Source organism: Priestia veravalensis (genome assembly GCF_001457055.1).
Classification (GTDB): Bacteria; Bacillota; Bacilli; order Bacillales; family Bacillaceae_H; genus Priestia; species Priestia flexa.
This window is the reverse complement of record NZ_KQ758645.1, coordinates 1-17,086: the sequence shown is the minus strand read 5'-3', so window position 1 is coordinate 17,086 and position 17,086 is coordinate 1. Positions and strand designations below refer to the sequence as shown.

Genomic DNA, 17,086 nt, shown 5'->3' with positions numbered 1-17,086 from the left:
AAGCTCTGTTATATAATAGGAATGAGAATATTTACATAAGGGGGAGTTTGTGTTGAAAGTGGAAGCGCTTCCTGTAATTAACGGTGAGTATAATTTACAGGACTATGATCAAATGTATACAGAATTTGATTGGTCGCAGGTGGAAAAAGAATTTTCTTGGCATGAAACAGGTAAACTAAATGCTGCTTATGAAGCAATCGATAGGCACGCAAACTCTACGCGTAAAAACAAAGTAGCGCTTTATTACAGGGATGCGAATCGTAATGAAAAGTATACGTATCGTGAAATGAAAGATTGGTCGAATAAAGCAGCGAACGTTTTAAAGCAGGCAGATGTTGAAAAAGGAGATCGCGTTTTTATTTTTATGCCGAGATCCCCGGAATTGTATTTTGCTCTTTTAGGTGCTATTAAACTAGGTGCTATTGTTGGTCCATTGTTTGAAGCATTTATGGAAGGTGCTGTAAAAGATCGACTTGAAGATAGTGAAGCGAAAGTATTAATTACAACTCCAGAATTACTCCAACGTGTACCCGTTCAGGAACTACCCGCTTTAAAGCATGTTCTTCTTGTAGGTGAAGAAGTAGAAGAGCATGGACCATTTTTAGATTTTAATCAGCGTATTGCACAAGCAAGTAAAGAAGTTGAAATTGAATGGGTTGATCGAACTGATGGTATGCTGTTGCACTACACATCAGGTTCAACTGGTAAGCCAAAAGGTGTTTTACATGTTCATAATGCGATGCTACAACACTATCAAACTGCTAAATGGGTGTTGGACTTAAAAGATGAAGATGTTTATTGGTGTACGGCTGATCCCGGTTGGGTTACAGGCACATCTTACGGTATTTTTGGCCCGTGGCTAACTGGTTCAACAAATGTCATTATTGGTGGGCGCTTTAGTCCAGACTCATGGTATCAGGCTCTTGAAGAATACGGTATTACCGTATGGTATAGTGCGCCTACTGCTTTTCGTATGCTAATGGGAGCAGGAGATGAACTTATAAAACGCTATAATCTGTCTCAGCTTCGTCATGTTTTAAGTGTAGGTGAACCGCTAAATCCTGAAGTTGTGCGATGGGGAATGAAAGTGTTTCAAAAGCGTATCCATGATACGTGGTGGATGACAGAAACAGGTGCTCAAACGATTTGTAACTACCCGTGCATGAAGATTAAGCCAGGATCAATGGGCAAGCCGATTCCAGGCGTAACAGCGGCTATTGTGGATGATCAGGGCCAAGAACTTCCACCGTATCGAATGGGGAATTTAGCGATTAAAAAAGGTTGGCCTTCTATGATGCATACAATTTGGAATAACCAAGCAAAATATGAATCTTATTTTATGCCAGGTGATTGGTATGTATCAGGAGATTCAGCTTATATGGATGAAGACGGTTATTTCTGGTTCCAAGGGCGAATTGATGATGTTATTATGACGGCTGGTGAGCGAGTAGGACCGTTTGAAGTCGAAAGTAAGCTTGTGGAACATCCAGCAATTGCTGAAGCGGGCGTTATCGGAAAACCAGATCCGGTTCGTGGTGAGATTATCAAAGCATTTATCGCATTGAGAGATGGGCACGAGCCTTCAGATGAGCTGATTGAGGAAATACGTCAGTTCGTGAAAAAAGGGTTGGCTGCTCATGCAGCACCGCGTGAAATTGAATTTAGAGACAAGCTTCCAAAAACAAGAAGCGGTAAGATTATGCGACGTGTTTTAAAAGCATGGGAGTTAGATCTTCCAACAGGTGATTTATCAACTATGGAAGATTAATCGAAAAAAGAGGCTGGGACCTAAGTAATTCAGCCAATGATAAACCTGAACGGTTGAGAGTTCCTCACTTTTAATTGTTCAGGTTTTTTGTTGATTGTGAAAACAATGTTGGAAACAGGGTGGAACGGAGTGTAGGACACTCGACTCCTGCGGGAAATAGAGGGAAACCTGAGATCCTGCAGCGCAACGAGGAAGCTCAGGTTCCTCCATGCGGAAAGCGAGCGGCCGTAGTGCAATGGAACGAACGTGTTCTGACAACGTAAAGAGGTGAGAAAAGGGAGTGTTCGTCTTTTTGGAAATTTGTTTTGTTATGTCTCACTCTCTTTTAGTTTTTATCACATAGATTGCTACTTGAATTTTAAAATGAAATCATTCATAATAATGCTGTATAGATTTTTTTAATATAAAATGCAGAGATAGGAAAAAGTAGTAGCTGTCTCCCTGTTAAAGAGAGCTGGTGGTCGGTGTAAATCAGCCATAGACAGATATGAAGTACATCCTTGAGCATCTTTTGTGAACGTGTTAGTAGCAAAAGACGGGAAGACCGTTACATCGTTTAAGTGGAAAATAACCGTTGTTATTTTCAAATAGGGTGGTACCGCGATATTTTCGTCCCTTCTTTTATAGAAGGGGCGTTTTTGTGTTGTTTTGAAAGATATATTAAAGGAGAGAAACTTAGATGAACATTTTACAAGATCTTGAATTCCGTGGTCTTATTAATCAACAAACGGATGAAAAAGGATTAAGTGAGTTATTAAATTCTGAATCAGTTCGCTTATACTGTGGATTCGACCCAACGGCTGATAGCTTACACATTGGTCATTTATTACCCGTGTTAATTTTACGTCGCTTCCAGCAAGCTGGTCATCAACCAATTGCACTAGTTGGTGGAGGTACAGGTCTTATTGGAGATCCAAGTGGGAAAAAAGCAGAACGTACGTTAAATGAAAAAGAAACGGTAGCGATGTTTAGTGATCGTATTAAAGGTCAGCTATCTCGCTTCTTAGATTTTGAAAACGGGGATAATCAAGCGGTTATTGCAAATAACTATGACTGGATTGGATCTCTAGATGTGATTACATTCTTACGTGATATCGGCAAAAACTTTGGTATTAATTATATGATGGCAAAAGATTCTGTTCAATCACGCATTGAGTCAGGAATTTCTTTCACAGAATTTAGCTACATGATTTTACAGTCTTATGACTTCTTAAACTTATACAAAACGTATAACTGTAAGCTGCAAATTGGGGGAAGCGACCAGTGGGGGAACATTACAGCTGGCCTTGAACTAATTCGTAAATCTGAAGAAGATGCAAAGGCATTTGGTTTAACAGTTCCGCTTGTAACAAAAGCTGACGGTACAAAGTTCGGTAAAACAGAAGGTGGAGCAGTTTGGTTAGATGCTGAAAAGACAAGCCCTTATGAGTTCTATCAGTTCTGGATCAACACAGATGACCGCGATGTTGTAAAATACTTAAAATATTTTACGTTCTTATCTCATGAAGAGATTACGGCGCTTGAAGCATCTGCCAATGAAGCGCCTGAAAAACGTGAAGCTCAAAAAGCGTTAGCGGGTGAAATGACAGAACTTGTTCATGGGAAGGCAGCTCTAGAGCAAGCAATTCGTATTTCACAAGCGTTATTTAATGGTAACATTGCTGAGTTAACTGCAGGAGAAATTAAAGAAGGATTTAAAGATGTACCTTCTTACAATCATAGTGGTGAAGAAGTAGGACTTATCGATTTACTTGTTGAAAGTAAAATTTCTCCGTCTAAACGTCAAGCACGTGAAGATGTAACAAACGGGGCAATTTATATTAATGGAGAACGTATTCAAGATCTTCAAAAAGTAATGACGGAAGCAGACCGTATTGAAGGGCAGTTCACAGTTATTCGACGCGGTAAGAAAAAATATACGTTAATTCAATATTAATGAAAAGACGCTCAAGTTTGAGCGTCTTTTTTCATGAGTAAACAAAAAAAGACTCCCAATAGAGGGAATCTTTTTTTACTATTAACGAGAGTAGAACTCTACGATTAGTGCTTCGTTGATTTCAGGAGATAATTCAGTACGCTCAGGTAAGCGAGTGAAAGTACCTTCTAATTTTTCTGCATCTACAGTTAAGTAGTCTGGTACGAAGTTTGTAGCTTCTACAGATTCTTTAATAATTGAAAGGTTGCGAGATTTTTCGCGAACACCAATCACTTGACCAGGTTGTACACGGTAAGAGGGAATGTCAACGCGTTTACCATCAACTAAGATGTGACCGTGGTTAACTAATTGACGAGCTTGACGACGAGTGCGTGCAAGACCCATACGGTATACTAAGTTATCAAGACGAGATTCTAAAAGAATCATGAAGTTCTCACCGTGCTTACCAGTTAATTTACCAGCAGCAACGAATAAGTTACGGAATTGACGCTCGTTTACGCCATACATGTGACGTAATTTTTGCTTTTCTTGTAATTGTAAACCGTACTCAGAAATTTTCTTACGTTGTCCTGGGCCATGTGGACCTGGAGCGTAAGGGCGTTTTTCTAATTCTTTACCTGTACCGCTTAGAGAAAGACCTAAACGACGAGAAATTTTCCAACTTGGACCTGTATAACGAGCCATGATGACTCCTCCTTGTTTGTGTTTTTATTTTATGCAAAACAAAAACAGACACATTCTAACGATATGCTCATTTTGTTTTCATGTACCATCGCTCTAGCAGCAGAGAGTTACACGATACACCATCAGCTCATGCTGAGGAACAAAATGAAAAAACATAAAGAAGACTGTATAAGCTGCAATATTTTACACAACGAGTATTATATGTTTTCTACATCAGATTGTCAAGCCTGTTAATTTAAAAGGTTATGATAGGAAAAAACAGGATTTTTTATTATAATAAAAGAATGGTTTAGAAGAGGAATTAATGGTGTAGGTGATAATGAAATGAATCAACAAGAAGTTTTGAGAGAATTAAAAGGACGTTTATTTGAATTAACGCACGTTAATGACAATGCTGAATCATTACGACAAACATTAGATAAAATGGTGCAGAGCATCATTTCTATATTGGAATCTAGCAGTGGTTTTATTGCGTTAAAAGCAGGAGAACTCTATGGCTATAAATTAATAGCATCTGTAAATAAAAAAGGTAATCAAAGCAATGATAAGGGTGAAAAAGAGGTATTAGACCTTCTTAACTCTTTACCGTTACATACTCAACAAAGCTATTATGTGACAGATTCGTATATTGTAATGGCGCTAACAATTGAGCATTATCATTGTTTGTTTGGTATAGAAAGAACGAATTTAGTAAAGGGAAATAGTAATAGCTTTTTAACAGAGCTTAGCAAGCAGTGTATTGCATTTCTAAAGAAAGTATATGCCCATTATCAAACATCCATTGATAAGGCGCGATATAAGGAGCTATACGAATTAACAGAAGCATTTAACCGTTCCATGAACATGGATTACATATTAGAAAAAGTGATAAGCGTATTGGAAGGTATGTATCCAACGTATCAACATAAAATTTATGTTGCCCATGATTATCGTGGGCGGTATATCGATAAAATCTTGCCCCTATCATACGATGATCAAGAGCTAATGAATATTTATGTGACAGGTGAGGTTGACGTAGTTTCAACAGATAGTACAGGCTTCAAAGTTTATGCACCTCTTGTAGGTTCGCAGGGAACTTATGGTGTGCTTATTATGGAAAAGAGTACACCATCTTTTTTTTCACATTCAGAAATCCCCTTTATTAAGCAATTAATCAGCGTCACAGCAGGGGCATTGGAGAAGGTACAGCTTTATGTACGTTCGCAAAAGAACCTTACCGATTTAAAGCTCATTAATGAAACATCACGTCATTTAAACGAAAAATTAAATCTACACGACGGTATTCATTATGTGTCGAATCGAATTATGACATCATTTGATGCTCAAGAGGTTGGCGTAATCTTCTTTGAGGATGATTATTATGCCCCATTAAAAGGAAACACTGCATTTTTTGACACCCCTGGTGCGAGATACTATATTGAGTATGCATATAAAAGGATTACTCAGGAGAATGAATCGTTGTTTATAAACAATATAGTTGGAGAGCTGAATGATGAACTTGTTACATTTCAATCACTAATTGCTGTACCGATGGTTCAAGACCAACAGTTAAAAGGTATGGTAATGGTTCTTCATAAGCAACCTTATTTCTTCTCTTTTGATACATTTAAGCTCGTTCAGGAGATTGTTCATCATTCAACGCTTGCATTTGTGAACGCGATGCTGCGAGATGAATTAGAAAAGTTAGTCGTGACAGATCATTTGAGTAAGCTTTATTCGAGGAAACACTTGGATCAGTGTATTGAAGAGTCTATGAGAAAAGATTCGGGCGGCTCATTTATTTTATTAGATATTGATAATTTTAAGAGAATAAACGATACATATGGTCATCAAGTAGGAGATGATATTATCATTCAAATATCAAATATTATTAAAAGGAATATTAGGTTAAATGATGTAGCAGCAAGGTGGGGCGGGGAAGAATTAGCTGTTTACTTGCCCTGCACTACATTAAGTATCGCAAAGCGCATAGCGAATCGGCTTGTTAAGCGTGTAGAAGAAGAAACAATCCCAAAGACAACAATTTCCTCTGGTATTTCTTTTTGGTCTCAAGAACAACAAGATTCAACTGAGAAACTATTTAAGCGGGCTGACCTAGCATTGTATGAAGCGAAAAAAAGAGGAAAAAACCAAGCCGTTATTCAAGAGTATAAATAATAAAGAGGATGCTTAAGCATCCTCTTTATTATTTATTACATTGCTTCTAGCAAAGCTTCAACAAACTTCTCTAAATAAGCTTGGTCTAGTTCATCAAAACGGTTTTTAATTGGGCTATCGATGTCCAACACACCAATTAATTTATCGTCTTTTACAATAGGGACAACAATCTCTGATTGAGATGCAGCATCGCAAGCGATATGACCGGGAAACTGATGTACATCAGCAACAAGCTGCGTTTGTTGTGTTTCAGCGGCAGTTCCACAAACACCTCTTCCAAATGGAATTCTTACGCATGCTGGTAAGCCCTGGAAAGGGCCAAGCACTAGCTGATTTCCTTCCGTTAAATAAAATCCAACCCAGTTTACATCTTCTAAAAACTGGTTTAAAAGTGCTGAAGCATTAGAAAGGTTTGCGATCAGATTATTTTCTCCGTCAATTAATGCACGAAGTTGCTTTAAAACAAGTTCATAATTTTTTTCTCTTGATTCGCTATAGTTTTCGACATGAAACATGTTATTCTCCCCCATTCAACATAAAACGTATAAAATGTATCAAAGCGCGTCGTTCTGTTCATGACTTTGTCGATAAAAGATTACAGGAACTTAGAAGCTTATCACGAATTATGTAGATAAGCCCATAAAACCCTTTTAAATAATGTAACGATTTCTCTCGGATTTTGCAATGACTTTGATTGTGTATAAGAAGACGTGATTCCTGCTTAAATATCACTTGATTGAAAAAAGATGAGGTGGTAAAAATGGTTGCTCAAGCTAAAACGAAGGAACGAATTATTGACGCTGCGGTTTCATTATTTAACGCGAAAGGTTTTGATGGAACTTCAGTACGCGAGATTGCTACAAAAGCAAAGGTGAACGTAGCGAATATTTCATATTACTTTGAAGGTAAAGAAGGGCTATTAGAAACGCTTGTTACAACTTACTTTGAAGGCTATATAGCAGAACTTGAAAATGAATTTGAGCTCAGGGGATATAAAGATGCTAAGGAGTGTTTACAGGGGATGGTCTCTGCTGTACTGAATTATCAGCACGAAAACCGTACAATTGCGCGGCTTGTATATCGCGAGATTTCACTAGACACAACGTTCATAAGAGAAGTTATGACAACATACTTAACAAAAGAAAAGTACTACCTTAAAACCGTTTTAGAAAAAGGAATGGAAGATAGGGAATTTCGAAAGGTTAACCCTTCATTTATCATTATTCAGCTGAAAGCACTGCTTTCGATGCCCTACCTTCATCCACAATATTTAACAGAGGTATTATATATTATGCCTCAAGAAACCTACTTTTTAGAGCAATACAATGGCGAACTAACTGCTTGGATTCGAACGATGCTATATGAACAGCGTGAACCGAAAAAGCAAGTGTACGTGCGTTTAACAAGAAAATAGCGTTTCGTAACCTTGACCGAGGTCCTTCGCACAATGGGCATCTGATCCATAGACAAGAGGGATCTTTTTTTTGCGTGCTAATTCAAGCACATCAGGAGCAGGGTATGCTTCTTGACAAAGAGGTTTAAAGAGTCCAGCTGCATTATAATCAAGCTCCAAGTTTTGTTGCTGAATAGCTAATAAAATCGTATTAATTTTTTCAGTAAATCGATTTGGACACGGAAATTGCTTTTTGAATTTGTGAACAAGTGTAATATGTCCAATTCGCTTCGGCTTAAAAAGTCCTAGGTCATAGTTTACAGACTTCAACAGCGTTTCGTAGTACTTATCATATGTTTTGCTTACACTCCCAAATTTCTGTACAATATGAGCAAATGCTTCGGGGCTATAATCTAAACAAAAGTACTGACGGTCAAATCTTAAAAAGTGAACAGACAGTATGCTGTCGTCTAAGTGAGGGCCGTATTCATTTAAAAATTGCGTAGTTTTCGTTTCAAATCCATCAATATAATCCACTTCAAGTCCAACGTTGATTTTTAAATCGTTGGCATACTGCTCTTTTATGTGATGGACATCTTTTAAATAATTTTCAAGCTGTGTCATCGACATGCCGCTATCTTGTTCCGGAGTTGGGTCAACAAAATTCTCAGGAATCGGGGCATGCTCTGTAAATGAAATTTCCTGGAAGCCTAATTGGATGGCTTTCTCTACATAAGCTTGTAATGAATCCTGTGAGCCATGTGGACAAAATGGTGTGTGGATATGTCGGTCTACCTTCATCAACTTGCATCACTCCTTTCATTTTCTTTAATTGTAACGTTGTAGGCTAAAACTTCAACTGTAGAACTCAAAATTTCAGCAATTTTGTCGATGAATTTAGAAAAGCAAAAGGTTTTTCTTTGAAAGAAATGATAAAAGGAGACACAGTCGACAAATTTCCAATATTTTGTGTGAAAAAATTAAAATTTTTGCTCAAAAGCAAGGCTTTACATGGTATCATAAAAACATTGACGCTTAAACATTTAAAGGATTACAATAACCCTTTTTATAAATAGGAAACTTGTCATGTAGAACGTATTGTAAGGGGGCTTAGTATGGAATTTATTATTGCACTAATCATACTAATTATTGGATTAGTTGTGTACGGAATGTTTTCACGAAAAAAAATTTATCAGGAAATTGACCGGCTTGAATCCCGTAAGATGGAGTTAGAGAATATGCCGGTGGCAGAGGAAATTTCAAAAGTAAAAGAACTAAACATGACAGGTCAAACTGAAGAGCTATTTGAACGCTGGCGTGAACAGTGGGATGAAATCGTAGCAACTGAGCTTCCAAAAGTTGATGAATTACTTTTTGAAACGGAAGAATGTGCAGATAAATACCGCTTTAAAAAAGCGAAGCAACTATCTATACATATTAATGAACTGTTAGATAAAACAAAGGCTGAGATTGAGAATATATTAACAGAATTACAAAATCTCATTGGCAGCGAACAAAATAATCGTCATGACATTGAAGAGCTTAACCAGTTGCACCGTCATGTAAAGAAAAAGTTGCTAGCGCATCGCTATTCGTATGGAAAAGCGGAAAAAACGCTGGAAGCAGCGATTGATCATGCAAAGAAACAGTTTGCTGTTTTTGAAGAAGAAACAGTAAATGGAAACTATTTACAAGCGCGAGAAACGGTTCTGCAATTAAAAACGGATTTAACGACAATTGATACATGCTTAGAACAAATTCCAAAAGTGTTAGTAGAATGTCAAACTACGCTTCCAGCTCAGTTTTCAGAGCTAATTGATGGATTTATGGGTATGACCAGAGACGGCTACGTGTTAGATCATTTGCAAGTTGAAGAAACGATTGAATTTTTAAGACATGAAACAGACACGATTATTCAACAAATCGAAGAGCTTTATGTAGAAGAAGCAATGGCAAAGCTCGATGATGTAAATGAACGCTTAGAGCAACTATACGATGCTTTAGAGCACGAAGTGTATTCATATCATAAGATGAATCAAGAATCTCAAACGGTTTCACATTTCTTGAAGATTTTACAAGATAAGAACCGAGAACTGCGAGATGAAACACTGTTCGTACAACAAAGCTATCACTTTAAAGAGAAAGACTTAGAGCTGTATTACAAAATGGATCGTGAATTAAAGCGTTTAACGAACCTTTATTATAATATCTCAGATAAAGTAGCGGAACATAACTTAGCTTATAGCGTTATTCAAGAAGAACTTGAAGATGTGTCTAAGCAACTAAAACAGCTTCAACAGTCTCAAGAATCTTATAGCGATATGCTTCAAGCGTTGAGAAAAGACGAACTAACGGCTAAAGAGCAAATTGAGGATTTAAAGTCTCAGCTTATTGAGGCAAAAAGGTTGATTCAGAAAAGTAATTTACCAGGTGTACCTGAATACTATAAGGTACAGTTAGAAAAGACGATGCACCTCTTGAAAGACGCAACGTTAAAGCTTCAAGAAAAACCTCTTAACATCCAAGCAGTCCAAGCTCTTCTTAGTGAAGCTGTAGAGGCTGTAAAAGAGACATTTGAAGAAACGGAAGCAATTCTAGAAGAAGCGCAGCTTGTGGAGAAGATGATTCAATATGGAAATCGTTACCGCAGTCAGTATGGATCGGTAGCTCAAGCGCTACGAGATGCAGAAGAGCTATTTCGTAAATATGAATATAAAGAAGCTCTAAACGAAGTAGCTAGTGCGATTGAACAGGTCGACCCTGGTGCGGTAGAAAAAATCCAGCAGTTTATGATCACAAATAGATAGAATAAAAAAACGTCAGCTTAGTCAGCTGGCGTTTTTTTATAATTGATATGAAATTATGAAGCTTTGCGAGAAGAAGATTCCAAATCTTCGACGTAGCTTCCATGGATTTTACTAATCATATAGCCAATGATACAAGCGATAAGGGTTGGAATTAGCCAGCCCATTCCATCGCTATAAAGCGGGAGGTGATTTGTAAACAGCTTGTCAATACTTGCAATTTTTAAATTAGCAGCATTTAACCCGTCAAAGAGGCTAAAGAAAGAACTTGTAACGACTGCTAATACATATACTTCACGGCCAAATCGCAGTACTGATGCAACTAGAGAAAGGACAATTAAGCTAATTGCAATTGGATAGATAAATGTAAGGATTGGTACGGAAATAGAAATTAACTGTGTTAGCCCTACATTTGCAATAACTGCACTAAATATCGTGAGCACTACTACAAAACCTTTATAAGAAAGTTTTGGAAAGATTCGATTAAAAAAAGAACTACAAGCAGAAATTAAGCCAATTGATGTAGTTAAACATGCAAATGTAATTGCTAGTCCTAAAATAATCGTTCCAAAGCCGCCAAATAGCTCGCGAGCAACAGCTGTTAAAATTGCTCCTCCGTTGGCTTGCATGCCAATAGACTCTACGCTAGATGCACCAATATAAGCTAGTGATACATATACTAAAATCAATCCAATAGCAGCAATAAAACCTGCTTTAATACAAATAGCCGAAAGTTTCTGACTATTTACAATCCCTTTTTCTCGAATACTTGAAATGACAACAATTCCAAACACAAGAGCTGCAATAGCGTCCATTGTTAAATAACCATCAACAAACCCTGCTACAAATGAAGCTGATTCGTACCTTGGTTGTGGAAGTTGAAATTCTCCCATTGGTGTCAGTAAACTTTTTAGAACAAGTATAGCTAAAACTGTTAACAACAGCGGTGTTAAAACCTTACCAATGCGATCTACAATTTTTGTTGGGTTCAATGACAAAAATAACGTAATACCAAAGAAAATAATTGTATAGATCATTAAAGGTACATTACTAGCTAACGCGCTATCAGATAAGAAAGGTGTAACACCAATTTCAAACGCTACGGTATCTGTTCTTGGAATACCAAAAAAAGGTCCAATTGCTAGATATAAAACAATTGTAAAAAATATTCCGAAAATAGGATGTACTCTGTTTGCTATTTTTGTAAAATCTCCATTGGTTTTAGATGTGGCGATGATTCCTAGTAACGGCAATCCAACACCCGTTATCAAAAAGCCAACTGTTGCGCTCCATGTATTTACCCCTGCTTGTTGTCCTAACGAGGGAGGGAAAATCATATTACCTGCACCAAAAAATAGGGCAAAAAGCATTAAACCAATAGCTAATGTCTCTTTGCGAGTCAATGCTTCTTTTTTCATAATGCCTCCTATGTTTTATAGAAATAGTATAAAGTTTCTGATACATACTATCATACTTCATAAAAAAAATGTCGAAAATTTTAAAAATCTAAATATTCAGTTTAATATTTCGGACAGTTATTATATTATTTAGGCTTTCCTTTTAGAAAAGTAATTAAGAGTATTATTTGTTTCATTTGGATAAATAAACAACATCATTTAAAAAATAATGAAGGTATGCTAAGATAAAAAGTTGTTTCTAAATATTCTTAAAGGGGCGTGCACATTGATTTACTTAGATAATAGTGCTACTACTAAGCCTTACGATGAAGTTATTCAATCTTTTACAAAGGTTGCTACGACATATTATGGAAATCCTTCTTCACTCCATCAGTTTGGTGTACAAGCTGAAAATCTTATGACAAAGTCAAGAGAGCAAGTAGGGCAATTACTACATGTATCACCTAAAGAAATTATTTTTACATCTGGAGGTACGGAAGGAAATAACATGGCGATAAAAGGTACAGCCATGAAATATAGAAATAGAGGCCGCCATATTATCACAACGGCTATTGAACATGACTCCGTTCATGAACCTTTTAAACAATTACAAGAGCTTGGTTTTGATGTAACATATTTACCTGTTTCTAGAGAAGGGTTTGTGGATCCTCATGATCTTAAAGATGCAATTACAGCTGAAACTATTTTAGTTTCAATCATGCATGTTAATAATGAAATTGGAACAATTCAACCTATTGAGGAAATTGGAAAAATACTGAAGGAGTATCCAACCGTTTTATATCACGTAGATCACGTTCAAGGGATTGGAAAAGTCCCTCTTTCATTGCGAGGTGCTCATATTGATTTATGCACAATATCAGGTCATAAAATTCATGGTTTAAAAGGAACAGGTATTTTGTATATAAGCCAAGGGGTTGAGCTTTCACCATTAATTAGTGGAGGGGCTCAAGAGTTTCAGAAACGCTCTGGAACTGAAAATGTGCCGGGAGTTGTCTCGTTCGCAAAAGCAATGCGTTTAACCATGGAACATGCGTCGAAAAATAGTAATAAAATGAAAAAGATGCAGAGTGAACTGAAGTCCCAATTGGAAAAGCATGAGCGCATTATCATGAACACTCCAGCTGAAGGAGCCGCTCCTCACATCTTAAATTTTACAGTAAAAGGAATCAAAGGTGAAGTGTTCGTTCATGCTCTAGAGGAAAAGGGTGTTTTTGTATCTACGACATCAGCGTGTTCTTCTAAGCGTCAAAAGCCTAGTAAAACATTATTAGGAATGGGGAAAAGTTACGAAGAAGCTGATCAGTCAATTCGTATTAGCCTGTCTCATTTTAATGATTTTAATGAAATAACGCCAACAGTTAATGCAATCTTCACAGTAATTGAAGAACTAAAAAAAGTAATGGGGTAAAAATAAATGATTTATAACCATATATTAATTCGCTACGGAGAAATCTCAACTAAAGGACAAAACCGAAAGAAATTTGTTGCTCAGCTACGCCAAAATATTGCTCATGCCTTAGCTCAATTTTCTAACGTGGATATTAAATATACAAGAGATCGTATGTACATTCATTTAAATGGAGAAAATCATGAGCCGATTGTAGAACTTCTTCAAGAAGTTTTTGGTATTCAGAGCTTTAGCTTAGCTTTAAAAGTAGAAAATGAACTAGAAGCCATTCAAGAAGCTGCGTTAAAAGCGATGCAAGAGTTTGATGTAGAGAATAGAACATTCAAAGTATCAACACGTCGTGCGTATAAAGAATTTCCACTTGATACCAGTGAGCTTAACTATGCAGTTGGTAGTCACATTTTGCGAAATACAACAAATTTGAAAGTAGATGTGCGTAATCCTGATGTAAATGTCAGGGTAGAAGTTCGTCGTGAAGCAACGTACATTACGTGTTTTGACTATCAAGGAGCTGGAGGGCTTCCAGTAGGTACAAGCGGACGCGCAATGCTTATGCTATCAGGTGGAATTGATAGCCCTGTTGCAGGTTACCTAGCGATGAAAAGAGGTCTGGAGATTGAAGCAGTTCATTTCTATAGCCCACCGTTTACAAGCGAACGCTCTAAGCAAAAAGTAATTGATCTTGCTCAAAAGCTTACGAAATATCATGCCAATATTAAACTTCATATCGTGCCGTTTACAGCTGTTCAGCAAGCTATTCAAAAACAGATTCCAGAAAACTATACGATGACATCTACAAGAAGAATGATGCTTCGTATTACGGATTTATTGCGTGCTCAGAGAGAATCTTTAGCGATTGTAACAGGAGATAGTTTGGGACAGGTTGCTAGCCAAACGGTTGAAAGTATGTATGCAATTAATGAAGTGACAAACACGCCAATCTTACGACCACTTGTCACAATGGACAAAACGGATATTATTAAAATTGCTCAGCGAATTGATACGCATGAGATTTCGAATCGTCCTTATGAAGACTGTTGTACAATTTTTACGCCAAGCGCACCAAAAACAAAGCCGAAACGTGAAAAAGTAAATCGATACGAAGAATTTTATGATTTTGATACGCTTATAAAAGAAGCAGTTCAAAATACAGAAACCCTTGAAATAAAGGCGTTGGAGCCACAAAATCTACTTGGAAATGACGACGATTTATTTTAAAAAATAAAAAGATAAAAATTACCAAAAAAAAAACGTATGGAGCCATGTGTTTTGACACACTCTATATTCAACAAGCAACGAGGAGGTGAAAACACATGCCAAACACAAGCAAATTAGTAGCTCCTGGTTCAGCAGCTGCTATCGACCAAATGAAATACGAAATCGCTTCTGAATTCGGTGTAAACCTTGGACCAGAAGCAACATCTCGCGCTAACGGTTCTGTTGGTGGCGAAATCACTAAACGTTTAGTTCAAATGGCTGAACAACAACTTGGTGGTAGCTACAAATAAGTCATATTAACTGAATAATGATGGCTAAAGAAGAGTGAGGGAAACCTCACTCTTTTCGTTTTGGTGATTTTCTTTCACCATTTGTGGCAAAGCTTTATACTAAATGTAAAGTACGTTTGGGAAAGGGAGAGAGAGATGGGAACATTGTTTTACGGTGGAAAAATTTATACAATGGCTCAAGAAGGAGAATGGGTAGAGAGTGTTTTTGTAGAAAATGGGATGATTGAAGACCTTGGTTTCGAACGTGACGTCAGAAATGCACAACAAAAAAATACTCAAAACGAAGTAAACTTAGATGGCAGCGTCATGTATCCCGGTTTTGTTGATAGTCATTTACATTTAATTGGACACGGAGAAAAACTGCTTCGTTTAGACTTATCCCAAGCATCTTCTGCCAGTGAGGTATTGAAATTAGTTCAGGAAAAGGTTAAGCAAACGCCACCAGGGGAATGGATTATTGGAGAAGGATGGGATGAGAATCAGTGGGATGATCGAGAACTGCTTCATTATCGAGATTTAGATTCTCTTACGGACCAACATCCAATTGTTCTTAAACGTGTTTGTAGACATGGGTTGCTTGCTAATGGCAAAGCGTTAACGATAGCAAAAATCTCTAAAGGCACTGAATCACCAGAGGGAGGCGCCATTCAAGTTGATGAGCTGGGAATGCCAACGGGCTTTTTAGCAGATCAAGCACAGGAACTGGTAACCAAGCATATTCCAGTTGTATCAGAAGCTTATTTAGAAAAAGCTTTACAGGTTTCAATTAAAGATTGTGTTCAATACGGACTAACGGGCGTACATACGGAAGATTTAAATTATTATGGTGGTTTTACACGAACATACCAAGCGTTTAAAAAAGTAATAGAGGATCAAAGAAATTTATTTCGCTGTAACTTACTTGTTCATCATGGGGTTGTAGAATCAATGGACGAATATGTGAAACAGCAGTCTACCCACTCTGCATTTTTAGAATTTGGTGCGATGAAAATTTTTGCTGATGGTTCATTAGGTAGTCAATCTGCCCTGCTTAGCTTTCCATATAAAAGTGATCCATCAACAAACGGGCTAGCTATTCAGAGCCTACCAGAGCTTAAACAGCTTGTTCGAAAGGCGAGAGAGCTTAGCAGACCTGTAGCTATTCATGCTATCGGTGATTTAGCTTTTGAATACGTATTAGATAGCATTGAGCAATATCCACCTAGTGAAAAGGTTCGAGATCGTATTATTCATGCACAAATCTTAAGGAAAGATTTGATTGAAAGAACGAAGCGTTTACCTGTTGTATTAGACATTCAACCGCGCTTTTTAGCAAGTGACTTTCCGTGGGTAATTGATAGGATAGGTGAGGAAAACTTAAAATATTGCTATGCATGGAAGACTCTATTAGATAACAGCATTATGTGTGCGGGAGGCTCGGATGCACCTATAGAGCCAATTAACCCACTGCTAGGAATACACGCAGCCGTAACGCGCAAAGTAGGGGTAGGCGACTTACCTGAATATATGCCAAAAGAAAAGTTAACGATGTTTCAAGCCATTCAGCTATTTACATTAGGAAGTGCCCAAGCAACTAGCCAAGAACATATAAAAGGAAAGATTAAAAAAGGATACATTGGCGACTTTACGGTGTTTAAAAAGGACTTATTTGAGATAAACGTGGATGAGCTACTTGAAGTGCAAGTACATTTCACCATTATAAATGGTGAGATTGTTTATCAGTGTTCATAAAGAAAGAGTTTGGGACATAACAAAATGATTGCTTCTAAGAGACGAACACTAGCTGTTCCAATCTTTTTGGTTTGTCTGAACACGTTCGTTCCATTGCGCTACGGCCACTCGCTTTCCGCGGGGAGGAACCTGAGCTTCCTCGCTGCGCTGCGGGATCTCCGTTTTCCCTCTCTTTCCCGCAGGAGTCGAGTGTCCTACGCTCCATTCCACCCTGTTTCCAACATTGTTTTCACAATCAACAAAAAACCTGAACGATTAAAAGTGAGAAACTCTCAATCG

General features: G+C 37.4%; 15 protein-coding genes and 1 other annotated feature. Of the genes, 10 read left to right on the top strand and 5 right to left on the bottom strand.

Annotated elements, in window-relative coordinates:
* Nucleotides 1-52 precede the first annotated feature (52 nt).
* From acsA to tyrS, 3 genes are all read left to right on the top strand, one after another.
* Nucleotides 53-1,768: an acetate--CoA ligase gene (acsA, locus tag AS180_RS09670; protein ID WP_025909473.1), complete on the top strand. Its 1,716-nt coding sequence runs from the start codon at nt 53-55 to the stop codon at nt 1,766-1,768.
* Between the two features lie 119 nt (nt 1,769-1,887).
* Nucleotides 1,888-2,031, top strand: coding sequence for a hypothetical protein (locus AS180_RS22495; protein WP_156413470.1), 144 nt, complete (start codon nt 1,888-1,890; stop codon nt 2,029-2,031).
* 141 nt (nt 2,032-2,172) lie between these two features.
* Nucleotides 2,173-2,388, top strand: a binding site (T-box leader).
* Nucleotides 2,389-2,447: 59 nt separating this feature from the next.
* Entirely contained in the window at nt 2,448-3,704 is a 1,257-nt protein-coding gene (tyrS, locus tag AS180_RS09665; protein WP_025909472.1) for a tyrosine--tRNA ligase, read from the top strand.
* A gap of 81 nt (nt 3,705-3,785) precedes the next feature.
* On the opposite strand, the gene rpsD is transcribed toward tyrS, so the two are convergent.
* Nucleotides 3,786-4,388 (bottom strand): 30S ribosomal protein S4, encoded by a 603-nt coding sequence (rpsD, locus tag AS180_RS09660; protein ID WP_062686749.1) that lies wholly within the window; start codon nt 4,386-4,388, stop codon nt 3,786-3,788.
* Between the two features lie 324 nt (nt 4,389-4,712).
* Between rpsD and AS180_RS09655 the strand changes: the two genes are divergently transcribed.
* Nucleotides 4,713-6,545 carry a sensor domain-containing diguanylate cyclase gene (locus AS180_RS09655; protein ID WP_025909470.1) on the top strand — a complete coding sequence of 611 codons (1,833 nt, stop codon included), beginning with the start codon at nt 4,713-4,715 and terminating at the stop codon, nt 6,543-6,545.
* Between the two features lie 35 nt (nt 6,546-6,580).
* On the opposite strand, the gene AS180_RS09650 is transcribed toward AS180_RS09655, so the two are convergent.
* Complete coding sequence (locus AS180_RS09650; RefSeq protein WP_025909469.1) at nt 6,581-7,060, bottom strand: GAF domain-containing protein; 480 nt, start codon at nt 7,058-7,060, stop codon at nt 6,581-6,583.
* 245 nt (nt 7,061-7,305) lie between these two features.
* On the opposite strand from AS180_RS09650, the gene refZ reads away from it, so the two are divergent.
* A complete protein-coding gene (gene refZ / locus AS180_RS09645; RefSeq protein WP_025909468.1) occupies nt 7,306-7,959 on the top strand; it encodes a forespore capture DNA-binding protein RefZ in 654 nt (217 codons plus the stop codon).
* On the opposite strand, the gene hisJ is transcribed toward refZ, so the two are convergent.
* Complete coding sequence (hisJ, locus tag AS180_RS09640) at nt 7,945-8,739, bottom strand: histidinol-phosphatase HisJ (protein WP_025909467.1); 795 nt, start codon at nt 8,737-8,739, stop codon at nt 7,945-7,947. The two genes, refZ and hisJ, sit on opposite strands and share 15 nt — an antisense overlap.
* A 314-nt stretch (nt 8,740-9,053) precedes the next feature.
* On the opposite strand from hisJ, the gene ezrA reads away from it, so the two are divergent.
* Complete coding sequence (gene ezrA / locus AS180_RS09635; protein ID WP_025909466.1) at nt 9,054-10,745, top strand: septation ring formation regulator EzrA; 1,692 nt, start codon at nt 9,054-9,056, stop codon at nt 10,743-10,745.
* A 53-nt stretch (nt 10,746-10,798) separates the two neighbouring features.
* Here the strand turns inward: ezrA and brnQ are convergent, their stop codons facing one another.
* The gene (gene brnQ, locus AS180_RS09630; protein ID WP_062686748.1) at nt 10,799-12,160 is read right to left on the bottom strand and encodes a branched-chain amino acid transport system II carrier protein; all 1,362 of its coding nucleotides are present in this window, start codon (nt 12,158-12,160) and stop codon (nt 10,799-10,801) included.
* A gap of 265 nt (nt 12,161-12,425) precedes the next feature.
* Here brnQ and AS180_RS09625 point away from each other — a divergent pair, with 265 nt between their 5' ends.
* The 4 genes from AS180_RS09625 to AS180_RS09610 all read left to right on the top strand — a co-directional run bounded on the left by AS180_RS09625 (nt 12,426) and on the right by AS180_RS09610 (nt 16,807).
* Nucleotides 12,426-13,568, top strand: coding sequence for a cysteine desulfurase family protein (locus AS180_RS09625; RefSeq protein WP_062686747.1), 1,143 nt, complete (start codon nt 12,426-12,428; stop codon nt 13,566-13,568).
* Between the two features lie 6 nt (nt 13,569-13,574).
* Nucleotides 13,575-14,786 carry a tRNA uracil 4-sulfurtransferase ThiI gene (gene thiI / locus AS180_RS09620; RefSeq protein ID WP_025909463.1) on the top strand — a complete coding sequence of 404 codons (1,212 nt, stop codon included), beginning with the start codon at nt 13,575-13,577 and terminating at the stop codon, nt 14,784-14,786.
* 95 nt (nt 14,787-14,881) lie between these two features.
* Nucleotides 14,882-15,076 (top strand): alpha/beta-type small acid-soluble spore protein, encoded by a 195-nt coding sequence (locus tag AS180_RS09615; RefSeq protein ID WP_025909462.1) that lies wholly within the window; start codon nt 14,882-14,884, stop codon nt 15,074-15,076.
* Between the two features lie 135 nt (nt 15,077-15,211).
* Nucleotides 15,212-16,807 (top strand): amidohydrolase, encoded by a 1,596-nt coding sequence (locus AS180_RS09610; RefSeq protein WP_025909461.1) that lies wholly within the window; start codon nt 15,212-15,214, stop codon nt 16,805-16,807.
* 48 nt (nt 16,808-16,855) lie between these two features.
* Here the strand turns inward: AS180_RS09610 and AS180_RS22490 are convergent, their stop codons facing one another.
* Nucleotides 16,856-17,017, bottom strand: coding sequence for a hypothetical protein (locus AS180_RS22490; RefSeq protein ID WP_156413469.1), 162 nt, complete (start codon nt 17,015-17,017; stop codon nt 16,856-16,858).
* Nucleotides 17,018-17,086 lie beyond the last annotated feature (69 nt).